Below are 9,930 nucleotides of genomic sequence, written 5' to 3' on the forward strand. Positions count from 1 at the left end.
GGGAGGCGCCCGGAAACGACCGGCCGGAGCGTGCGCTCCGGCCTGGGGAGATTGCGGGCGGTGCAGGATCCGAACCTGTATGCGGGAGTTTCAGCAAACCTCCGTCAACGATCTAGCGCGTACGGTTTCGAAACAGCAGACCGTTCGCTGTCGCGACACCGGCGACCACGACTGTTGCCCCTACCAGTTGGAGGACCGTGGGGTGCTCACCCAGGATCAGCGCGGACAGGCCGAGCGCGAGGATCGGCTGGACCAACAGCAATCCGCCCGTCGTCGTCAGCGGCAGCGAGACGCTGCCGTGGTGGATGAGCAGCCAGGCGACCACCTGACCGAGTACCGCCAGGAGCCCGAGCAGTATCCACGACCGGGCTGGGATCCCGGTCAGCTGGACGCCGCCGGAGATCGGTGAGAGCACGAGGGCGGCGACCGTGGCGGAAGCCGACGCCCATGTCAAAGGTTGAACGAACAGCCCCGGGTCGCGTTGTGCCGATCGTCGAGTGATGAACAAGTACACGCCATAACCACAACCCGCGACGATACCGAGCAGAACACCGACAATCGTGTCCGGGCCCCGGAGAGAGGCGTTCCACAATCCGCCGACCAGACTGATTCCGAAGAGCATCAGCGGGAGCGTGATGACGAAGCGCGTCGCGGCCCTCTCCCGGTCCACGAGGAAGGCCAGTGCGGGCAGAACCAGGACCTGCACGTTGATCAGGACGGTGCTGATCCCCGCGCCGACGTAGTAGATCGAGGCGGTCCAGGCGGCGTAGTCGATGCCCAGCGCGGCCCCGGCGGCAAGGGACCACAGCACACCGCTACGTGACAGGGCCCCGACGCGCGCCCGTTCCCGAAGCGCCAGGGGGATCAGTACGACCACGGCGATCGCGCACCGTACCACCGCGGTCGTGGCGGCATCGACGCCGGCCAGTTTCACCAGGATCGCCGAAACCGAAAGGCAGAGCGCTCCAGCCAGGACCAGGGACGACGCGACGACGGGGCCGTTTCTTCCCGCCGTCCAAGCAGTAGGGGACGCACTGTGCGACGGGCGTGGGACGACAGGAGACATGGTTCGACAGTAGGTTCCCGCCTGGAACCAGCACTACTTCATAGTTCTGCGCATTTATGTTAAGCATTTCTTATGAATATGGAATGGGGCCGGCTCCGTGTGCTGGACGCCGTAGCCCGGACGGGGTCGGTGACCCGGGCCGCGACGGTACTGCACATGACGGGTCCCGCGGTGTCACAGCAGTTGCGGCGCATCGAGGCCGAGGCGAGGACGAAGATCGTGGTGCCGGACGGACGCGGCCTTCGCCTCACCGCGAAGGGAGAGGTGCTCGCCGGATACGCTCGGCGCGTGGCCGACGTCATGCAGCAGGCGGAGAACGATCTCCACCGCGACGAGGCCTACGTCGGTCATCTGCGTGTCGCGGCGGTCGCTTCCGCCATCCGAAGCGTGCTCGGCTCCAGGTTGGCCGCGTTCCACCGCGAGCACCCCCGCGTGCGGGTGTCCGTCGAGGACGGGGAGACCGCCGAGCATCTCGACCGTCTCGTGGCCGGGGCCGCCGACCTCGTGCTTGCCGAGTCCTGGAGTCCCTCCCCGCTGCGGCTGCCTGCGGGTGTCGTCGCGGAGCGGATCACACGAGAAGCCCTGTTCATCGCGGTTTCGAGCGGTCATCCTCTGCGTTCCCACGGCTCTGTCGGTATTCGTGATCTGGCCGGAGAGCGCTGGACGACCTGCGCCCAGGGTTCGGACGCCCACACCGCGCTCGAACAGGTCGCGCGCCGACACGGCGTCGAGATCGACGTGTCGTTCCATGTCGCCGACCATCTGACCCAGCTCGCGTTGGTGCGGGAAGGTCTGGCTGTCGCCTGTGTTCCGAACCCGGCCGGGGACAGCGATCCGCACATCACCTGTCTGCGCCTCGACACCGAACTGCATCGCGACATCCTGCTTCTAGAGAGAGCCCAGACCGCCTCGTCGGCGCTCCAGGCCCTCAGAGCATGCCTGGTGGGTTGACCGAGGAGCGTGCGGAGACCACCTCCCCAGCGGGCCCCGGGGCGGCCTGCCGGGCCGGGGCGGCGATCCTCGCACTGTTGGGGACCGGTGACGGCGTCCGCTGCTGCCGCACCTCACGTTCACCGAGGGGCGCGCACCCACCGCACCTGGCTGGCGAGGACGAGATGCCGGAGGTGGCCGGTGCGAGTCGGGGCGCGGAACGCGCCACTACAATCACCACCGGTGCCACACCGCGACCGCGGAACCCCCCTGTTTCCCGCGTTTTCGGCCTCTCAGGACGAAGCGCCTGGGGCCGTGGCCCCCCTTCCCCACCCCCACTTTCCCCACCCCCCACCTGGAGCATGGTTCCCATGACTACCCCACCCCCCATCGACACCTCCGTCCCCCACTCCGCCCGGGTGTGGAACTACTGGCTGGGCGGCAAGGACAACTACCCCGCCGACAGGACCCTGGGCGACCTCATCCTCAAGGACTTCCCGGAGATGGTCGACGTGGCGCGCGCCCAGCGCACCTTCCTGCTGCGTGCGGTCACCCACCTGGCCGACGAGGCCGGCATCGACCAGTTCCTGGACCTGGGCACGGGGCTGCCCACGCACAACAACACCCACGAGATCGCCCAGTCCGTGAACCCGTCCGCGCGCGTGGTCTACGTGGACAACGACCCGCTGGTACTCGCGCACGCCCGCGCCCTGCTCACCGGCACCGAACAGGGCGCCACCGACTACGTCGACGCCGACGTGCACGACCCCGACGTCGTGTTGGGGGCGGCGTCCCGGACGCTGGACCTGACCCGTCCGGTGGGCCTGACGATGCTGGGCATCCTGGGTCACCACACGCACGAGACGGCGCTGTCCCTGGTGCGCTCCTACATGGAACGGCTGCCCTCGGGCAGCTTCCTCGCGATCGCCGACAGCACCGACACCAGCGAGGGCATGCGACGGGCCGCGGAGGCGTGGAACGCCGACGCGCCCCTGCCGTACATCCTGCGCTCACCGGAGCAGATCGGCGAGTACTTCACGGGACTGGACCTGGTCGAGCCCGGAGTGGTGCCCGCCCTGGAGTGGCGCAGTTCCCGGATCGACGTCGGCGGCCGGTTGCCCGCCGCCGCCGACGAGTACTGCGGGATGGCCCGCAAGGCCTGAACGGCCCCGGAGCCGATCCCACCCGAGCCGTCGGGCCCCGCACACCACTGAGCGGGCCCGGCGGCTCTTCCTGTCGCGGCGGGGCTCCGACACAGTCCGCCGTCCCGGGCCGTCGCGCCGGTATAAGCACTGCTTATGCGCCCCATGGAAACGGGCCCCTACCAGGCGGGCCCGCCTTCGTGTTGCATGGGCAGGTCTGTGTCGCGGACCACAGGGCGCTACGCCCACCTGCCGCTGCGCGGCGCCGCCTTCGGCGTTTCGCTGGAGAACGCGTTCGCGCTGTGGGCCTGAAGCACGCCGGGGCGGGCCCGCCCGCGCCGTTCCACCGCGGCTGTGCGAGGGTTCCCGCCGAGGCGTTCTCGCTTTCGCGGTTTCGGGCGGTGGAGAGGCCGGACCAGCCGCGGTCCGCCGCAGCGACCGGGAGCCTGACACCGCCCCCAATCAGGTCTGAACGGAAAAGAGCTCAATGACTGACACCTTGGTCGTGGCGCACACGACGATAGCGATCATCGGCGTGGTGCTGCTGATCCTGGCCGCCCGCGTCGAGCCGGTGATCGCACTCGTGATCGGGTCGATCTACCTGGGACTCGCGGCCGGGCTGGGATTCGAGACGACCATCTCGACCATCGCCCAGGGCTTCGGCGACATCATGGCCGAAGTCGGGCTGCTCATCGGATTCGGCGTCCTGTTGGGGTCACTGCTGCTCCGCATGGGCGCCCTCCAGAAACTGGTGGAGCTGCTGCTGCGGCTGCTCGGCCCCAGACGGCTCCCCTACGCGCTCGCCGCCGTGCTGAGCACGATCTTCCCGTCCATCTACGTTGACGTGCAGCTCGTGCTCGCCGCCCCGCTGGCCCGCTCCGCCGCTCCCAGCCTGGGCCGCAACGGCGTCGGCATGATGGGCGGCGCGCTCAGCACCGGCATCCTCGTCGGCTACGTGTTCGTGATCCCCGGTCTGGGAACCGTGTCGATCGCCGGTCTGCTGGGCGTCCCGCTCGGCACGATGCTGCTCTACGGCTTCGGGGTCGGACTGTCCACGGCGGTGCTCACCGTGTTCCTCTACGGCGTCCTGCTGAGGTTCGGATTCTGGAACCCCGAGAAGGACGAGATCGCCCCGGTGGCGGTCGAGGACCGGGAGCCCGCCGGTGCCGTGCAACCCGCGGGCGCCGCGCCCGGCGGCGGCAGCGGCGGCGGCGGAGTCGGCGGCGACAGCAGCGACAGCAGCGACGGCGGCGTGACGAAGGCCGACGAGGCGGCGCCGCGGACCCCGCCGCTCTACGTCTCCCTGCTGCCCATCCTCATCCCGCTCATCATGATCGCCGCCGGCGCGATCGCCGAGGCCGCCGGTATGACGTCTCCCGTGATCGCGTTCTTCGGCGACCCGGTGCTGGCGCTCTTCGTCGGCCTGGTCGGCGCCTACCTGTTGTCCCGGGTCGTGCAGGGCACCGAGCGGACCAACGACGCACTGGGCGAGGGACTCAACACCACCGGGCAGATCCTGCTGGTCACCGGCGTCGGCGGTTCGCTGGGCGCGGTGATCGGCGAGACGGCGCTCGAAGGGGTCCTGGGCGGCCTGTTCTCGGCCGAAGCGGGCACACCGGCGCTCGTGGCGGTGCTGCTGGCCTGGCTGGTGGCGGCCGTGCTGCACCTGGCCATCGGCTCGATCTCCGTCGCCGCCATTGCGGCCGCGGGCATCCTCGCCCCCATCATGGGCAGCCTGGACCTGCCGCCCGCGGTACTGGGACTGGCCATCGGCGCGGGCGCCCTGTTCGCGCTCCAGGTGAACAGCAACTTCTTCTGGATGTTCCAGTCGCTGCTCGGTGTGACCACCCGGGGCACGCTCAAGGCGCTGACCTTCGTGACCGCACTGGCCTCCGTGGTCTCGCTGGTCATCGTCGTGGGCATCAGCCTCGTCGTCTAGCCGGGACACCGCCGCGAGCCGCGGCCACCACCCCTCCGGGCCGATCCGCACGCGGCGGCCCGGAGGGGAGCGGCTCCCGGCACCCCCCGCACCGTGGCGCGCCCCACCTTCCAACACACGCAGGAGAGAAACCATGCAGCCGCTTCGCGGTGTGACCGTCGTGTCCCTGGAGCAGGCCATCGCCGCTCCCTACGCCAGCCGACACCTGGCCGACATGGGCGCCCGGGTCATCAAGGTCGAGCGCCCCGGCACGGGCGACTTCGCCCGCGGCTACGACTCCCGCGTCAACGGCATGAGCTCGCATTTCGTGTGGGTCAACCGCAACAAGGAGTCCCTGACACTGGACATCAAGGACCCGCGCGGCCTGGCGGTGCTGCGTCGGCTGCTGGCCAGCGCCGACGTCTTCCTCCAGAACCTGGCGCCGGGGGCCGCGGCCCGTGCCGGGCTGGGCGCCGTCGAGTTGCAGGCGTGGCGCCCCGAGCTCATCGTCTGCGACATCTCCGGCTACGGCTCGCCCGGCCCCTACGAGACGATGAAGGCCTACGACCTGATGGTGCAGAGCGAGTCGGGGCTGCTGTCGGTGACGGGCAGCGGCGAGGAGATGGCGAAGGTCGGCATCTCGGTCTCGGACATCGCCGCGGGCATGTACGCCTACAGTTCGATCCTGGGCGCGCTGCTCCAGCGCGCGCGCACCGGGAAGGGCGCCCACCTGGACGTGTCGATGCTGGAGGCCACCACCGAGTGGATGGGCTTCCCGCTCTACTACGCCTATGACGGCCAGGAACCGCCGGCGCGCGCCGGCGCGGCGCACGCCACGATCTACCCCTACGGCCCCTTCGTCGCGCGCGACGAGCGGGTGGTCCTGATGGCGATCCAGAACGAGCGCGAATGGCGCGCGTTCTGCGAGCGCTTCCTGGAGCGCCCCGCGCTCGCCGAGGACCCCGCCTACGCCACCAACGCCGCCCGCAGCGCCAACCGCGACACGCTCAGGGCCGTCATCGCCGGGCGCTTCGCCGAACTGGGCGGCGACGAGGCCACCTCCCTGCTCGCCGCCATCCCGGTCGCCCACGCCCGGGTGAACAGCCTCGCCGAGGTGTGGCGCCACCCGCAGCTCGCCGCGCGGGGGCGCTGGCACGAGGTGGACACGCCGACGGGGCGGGTCCCGGCGCTGGCGCCGCCCGGCCCGCGCGACCCGGCCCCCCGGATGGACCCGGTTCCCGGCCTCGGCGAGCACACCGACACCATCCTCGGCGAACTGGGGATGACAGCCGAGGAGACCGCCGAGCTGCGGTCGGACGGGGTGCTCTGATGGCGCCGGAGACGAGCGCCGCGCGCGCGGACACACTCGCGACGGCCGTCACCTGGCTGTTCGTGCCCGCGTCCCGTCCCGACCGGTTCGCCAAGGCGGTACGCAGCGGCGCCGACGCCGTCATCATCGACCTGGAGGACGCCGTCCCGGCCGACGGGAAGGACGCCGCACGCGACGCGCTGCGGGACGGGTGGCCGAGCGTGGCCGACTCCCGCTCCTCCCTCGGCGGTGGTGGCGCCCCCGCCGTGGCCGTGCGCGTCAACGCGCGCACCACCGCGGAGTTCGCCGCCGACGCGCGGCTCTGCCGCGAGCTGGCCCCGGACGCCGTCGTCCTGCCCAAGGCCGAGTCCGGCGAGGACGTGCGCGCCGCGGCCGAGGCGAGCGGGGCGCTGGTACTGCCGCTGATCGAGTCCGCCCGCGGGCTGGTGGAGCTCTCCCACATCGCGAGCCGTCCCGAGACGGTCCGGCTGCTGTTCGGCGGTATCGACCTGGCCCTGGACCTGGGCACCGCCGACGACGCCGCGCTCGACCCGTCGCGGAGCGACCTGGTGCGCTGGTCGGCGGCGTGCTCGCTGCCGCCGCCGGTCGACGGCGTCACCACGGATGTGCGCGACGGCACGGCCGCGGCGCGCGACGCCGCCCGCGCCCGCCGCTGGGGGTTCGGCGGCAAGCTGTGCGTGCACCCCGCCCAGGTCGCGCCCGTGGACACCGCCTTCGCCCCCGACGCCGCCGAGCTGGAATGGGCGCGCGGGGTACTCGCCGCGGGAGGCGAAGGCGCAGCGCAGCGCGGTGGTGAGATGATCGATCGACCGGTCGTGGAACGCGCCCGCCGACTGCTGCGGCGCGCCGAGGGGAGGGGCCGGATCATGTAGGCCGAGGGGGCAGCCAGTGGACATCGCCCAGTTGCGGGACTTCATCGCGGTCATCGACAGCGGGAGCTTCACCCGTGCCGCCTCGCTGCTGTTCGTCTCGCAGCCGGCGGTCAGCCAGCGGATGAGGCAGCTGGAGAGCGAACTGGGCGTGCGGCTCGTGCAGCGCGGCCCCCGCGGGGTGGTGCCCACGCCGGCGGGGCGGACCCTCTACCGGGACGCCCAGCAGCTCATCCGCCGGTTCGACCAGATCGCCGAAGACGTGGCCAAGGAGCCCGGCGTCATCCGCGGAACGGTGGCCGTCGGGCTGCCCACCGCGGTCGCCGTCCACCTCGCTCCGGCGCTGTTCTCCTGGACGCAACGGCACTACCCCGGTGTCCACCTGCGGCTGTTCGAGTCGGTGAGCGGATACATCCAGGAGCTGCTCACGGTCGGGCGGATGGACCTGGCCGTCCTCTACCGCGACGACGCGGCGCCCCGCCCGGCCGAGACGCCGCTGTACTCCGAGGAGCTGTACCTGGTCGGGCGCTCGGACGCCGAGGAGCCGCCCCAGGGCGCTCAGGCCACCGGGTCCTCGGGGAACAGCGCGGCCGCCGCCGACACCGCGGCGTTCGGGGACGTCAGGCTGGCGGACATGCTCCGGGTGCCGCTGGTCGCCCCCGGACCGCGCAGCAACCTGCGCGTGCTCATCGACCGCGTCTTCACCGAACGCGGCGCGGCGCCGACGATCACCGCCGACGTGGAGTCCCTGGGCACGATGGTGCGCATCGCCGAGAGCGGGGAGGCCTGCGCCCTGCTCCCGCTGTCCAGTGTCGAGGCGCTGCGGAGCACTCCCGACCTCATGGTGCGGCGGGTCGTGGACCCCGTGATCGAACGCCACATCGCCGTGTGCGCCGGTTCGGACTACTACGAGCCGGGGGACGCCGTGTCCGTCGTCCGGCACGGCATCGTGCAGGTGACGACCCGGCTCGCCGAGCGGGGGGCCTGGCCGGGGATCCGCCTGGCGGCCCGGACCGGGCCGCGCGCCGGTCGGCCCTGACCGGATCCCCGCGGCACCGCGCAGCGGTGAGGCCCGGTGGCGGTGTCCGCCGCTGCCGGACCGCACGTTCGGGGAGGGGCGTCCTACCCACCGCCCGTGGGCCGAGGACGAGATGGAGTCGGCCCGTGCCGTGCGGCCGCGGTGCCCGCGGCACCGCTCACCGGGTGGCCGCTGGCGATCGAGACGCGGTTGAACGCGTTGATGAGCGTGGTCGTCCACTCCACCCCGGAGATCTGGGCGGTGGTCAGGTGGGCTGCCGCACGAGCGTTGACGGTCTGCCGGTCGATGGTCGGATCGATCGCCGTCAAGGACTCCGCCAGTTCGAGCGCGGCCCTTTGCTCATCGGTGAACGAGGCGACCTCGCGCCAGGCCGACAGCACGTCCAGAGTGCTCTGCCTGACTCCGGCCTTGCGCGCCTTCGGGAAGTGGATGCTCAGGCAGGTCGGACACCCGTTGATCTGGGACACCCGGATATTGATCAGCTCGATGGTGTCGTCGCCCAGCCCCGCCTCCCGTGCCGCCGCCCGGGAGGCCGCCGCCGCCTTGAGCATCGCCGCGTAGACCTCGGGGTGCTCCTTGTCGATGTAGGGACGCTCCGCGCTCATGCGCCGCCCCTGCTCTCGACCGTCTCCTTGACCAGGGCGAGGTCGGCAGGCCTCGCCCTGCGGAACCGTCCACCCTGGGACGTGTACTCGTCGCCGTGCTCCCGCAGGTGCTTGGCGAGGAGCGGGCACACGGGGACGACGGTGAGGTTCCGGCGGATGCTGTCGGCCAGTGCCGTGCCGACCAGCAGCCCGGCCAGGCCCCGGCCGCCGAACTCCGGTGCGATCTCGGTGTGGAAGAAGACGCGCTCGTCGGGTGCCTGGGGCGGGTCGACGAAGTCCGCGCGTCCGGCGAGGACACCGTCGTCCAGACTCACGGTGTAGGCGCTGATGGCGCGTGTCTGGTCCAGCGCGATGTGGACGGCTGCACCGGTCCTGTCGGTCCGCGGCTCGCTCACGGGAGGCCTTTCTGGTGGGGATGGTGTTCGGGCCGGTCGGTGGCGGACACGGCGGCGCCCCGGCCCGGGTGGGGTGAACGCCGGTCGGGCCGCTCGACCGCGGGTACGGACGCGACGGTGACGGGTTCCCGCCGTGGCCTGAGCGGGAATCCGTCGCGCGGGTCCCTCGTCGCGCCTCAGCCCGTGGCCGCCGCGGAGGCGTTCGCGGCGTCGCGGGCGGCGAGCAGGGAGGCGTGCGTGGGCGCCTCGGGTACGTGGTCCGGCTGGTTCCTGGAGAACTCCTTCCTCAGGACCGGCAGGACCTCCTCGCCGAGCAGGTCCAGCTGCTCCAGCACGGTCTTCAGGGGTGCCCCGACGCCGTCGAGGTTGAACAACTGGCGCTGGTAGTGGCCGAAGGAGTCGCGGAAGCCCAACGTGCGGTCGATGACCTGCTGGGGGCTGCCGACGGTCAGCGGGGTCTCTTCCATGTACTCCTCCAGCGACGGTCCGCCGCCCATCAGGGGGTGGTGGTCGAAGTAGGGCCGGAACTCCTTCACCGCGTCCTGGGAGTTCTTGCGCATGAACACCTGCCCGCCCAGGCCGACGATGGCCTGGTCGGCCTTGCCGTGTCCGTAGTGCTCGAAGCGGCGACGGTAG

9 protein-coding genes and 1 pseudogene are annotated in these 9,930 nt (G+C 71.5%); 6 read left to right on the top strand and 4 right to left on the bottom strand.

Annotated elements, in window-relative coordinates:
- Positions 1-112: 112 nt before the first annotated feature.
- Positions 113-1,066 carry a DMT family transporter gene (locus FYW99_RS30030; protein WP_150255679.1) on the bottom strand — a complete coding sequence of 318 codons (954 nt, stop codon included), beginning with the start codon at positions 1,064-1,066 and terminating at the stop codon, positions 113-115.
- A 72-nt stretch (positions 1,067-1,138) separates the two neighbouring features.
- Between FYW99_RS30030 and FYW99_RS30035 the strand changes: the two genes are divergently transcribed.
- The 6 genes from FYW99_RS30035 (at position 1,139) to FYW99_RS30060 (ending at position 8,294) form a co-directional block, all read left to right on the top strand.
- Positions 1,139-2,017, top strand: coding sequence for a LysR family transcriptional regulator (locus FYW99_RS30035; protein WP_223839787.1), 879 nt, complete (start codon positions 1,139-1,141; stop codon positions 2,015-2,017).
- Between the two features lie 350 nt (positions 2,018-2,367).
- Positions 2,368-3,159, top strand: a complete 792-nt coding sequence (locus FYW99_RS30040) for an SAM-dependent methyltransferase (RefSeq protein WP_150255682.1) — start codon at positions 2,368-2,370, stop codon at positions 3,157-3,159.
- Between the two features lie 466 nt (positions 3,160-3,625).
- Positions 3,626-5,077, top strand: coding sequence for a GntP family permease (locus FYW99_RS30045; protein ID WP_150255684.1), 1,452 nt, complete (start codon positions 3,626-3,628; stop codon positions 5,075-5,077).
- A gap of 133 nt (positions 5,078-5,210) precedes the next feature.
- Positions 5,211-6,386 carry a CaiB/BaiF CoA transferase family protein gene (locus FYW99_RS30050; protein WP_150255687.1) on the top strand — a complete coding sequence of 392 codons (1,176 nt, stop codon included), beginning with the start codon at positions 5,211-5,213 and terminating at the stop codon, positions 6,384-6,386.
- On the top strand, positions 6,386-7,258 hold the full coding sequence (locus FYW99_RS30055) for an HpcH/HpaI aldolase/citrate lyase family protein (RefSeq protein ID WP_150255689.1): 873 nt from the start codon (positions 6,386-6,388) through the stop codon (positions 7,256-7,258). The genes FYW99_RS30050 and FYW99_RS30055 overlap by 1 nt, the downstream gene beginning before the upstream one ends.
- Positions 7,259-7,274: 16 nt before the next feature.
- The gene (locus FYW99_RS30060) at positions 7,275-8,294 is read left to right on the top strand and encodes a LysR substrate-binding domain-containing protein (RefSeq protein WP_150255691.1); all 1,020 of its coding nucleotides are present in this window, start codon (positions 7,275-7,277) and stop codon (positions 8,292-8,294) included.
- Positions 8,295-8,377: 83 nt separating this feature from the next.
- On the opposite strand, the gene FYW99_RS30065 is transcribed toward FYW99_RS30060, so the two are convergent.
- From FYW99_RS30065 to FYW99_RS30075, 3 genes and pseudogenes are all read right to left on the bottom strand, one after another.
- Positions 8,378-8,899, bottom strand: coding sequence for a carboxymuconolactone decarboxylase family protein (locus tag FYW99_RS30065; RefSeq protein ID WP_150255693.1), 522 nt, complete (start codon positions 8,897-8,899; stop codon positions 8,378-8,380).
- A complete protein-coding gene (locus FYW99_RS30070) occupies positions 8,896-9,294 on the bottom strand; it encodes a GNAT family N-acetyltransferase (RefSeq protein ID WP_150255695.1) in 399 nt (132 codons plus the stop codon). Before FYW99_RS30070 ends, FYW99_RS30065 begins: the two co-directional genes overlap by 4 nt.
- A 176-nt stretch (positions 9,295-9,470) precedes the next feature.
- Positions 9,471-9,930 (bottom strand): annotated as a pseudogene (locus tag FYW99_RS30075) (LLM class flavin-dependent oxidoreductase); the annotation flags it as partial.

It is taken from the genome of Nocardiopsis deserti (assembly GCF_008638355.1).
Taxonomy (GTDB): Bacteria; Actinomycetota; Actinomycetes; order Streptosporangiales; family Streptosporangiaceae; genus Nocardiopsis; species Nocardiopsis alborubida.

What these genes read in the sequence shown, in the direction of transcription:
- FYW99_RS30030 (WP_150255679.1), bottom strand. Translation starts at nt 1,066, where the DNA reads ATGTCTCCTGTCGTCCCACGCCCGTCGCACAGTGCGTCCCCTACTGCT.
- FYW99_RS30035 (WP_223839787.1), top strand. Translation starts at nt 1,139, where the DNA reads ATGAATATGGAATGGGGCCGGCTCCGTGTGCTGGACGCCGTAGCCCGG.
- FYW99_RS30040 (WP_150255682.1), top strand. Translation starts at nt 2,368, where the DNA reads ATGACTACCCCACCCCCCATCGACACCTCCGTCCCCCACTCCGCCCGG.
- FYW99_RS30045 (WP_150255684.1), top strand. Translation starts at nt 3,626, where the DNA reads ATGACTGACACCTTGGTCGTGGCGCACACGACGATAGCGATCATCGGC.
- FYW99_RS30050 (WP_150255687.1), top strand. Translation starts at nt 5,211, where the DNA reads ATGCAGCCGCTTCGCGGTGTGACCGTCGTGTCCCTGGAGCAGGCCATC.
- FYW99_RS30055 (WP_150255689.1), top strand. Translation starts at nt 6,386, where the DNA reads ATGGCGCCGGAGACGAGCGCCGCGCGCGCGGACACACTCGCGACGGCC.
- FYW99_RS30065 (WP_150255693.1), bottom strand. Translation starts at nt 8,899, where the DNA reads ATGAGCGCGGAGCGTCCCTACATCGACAAGGAGCACCCCGAGGTCTAC.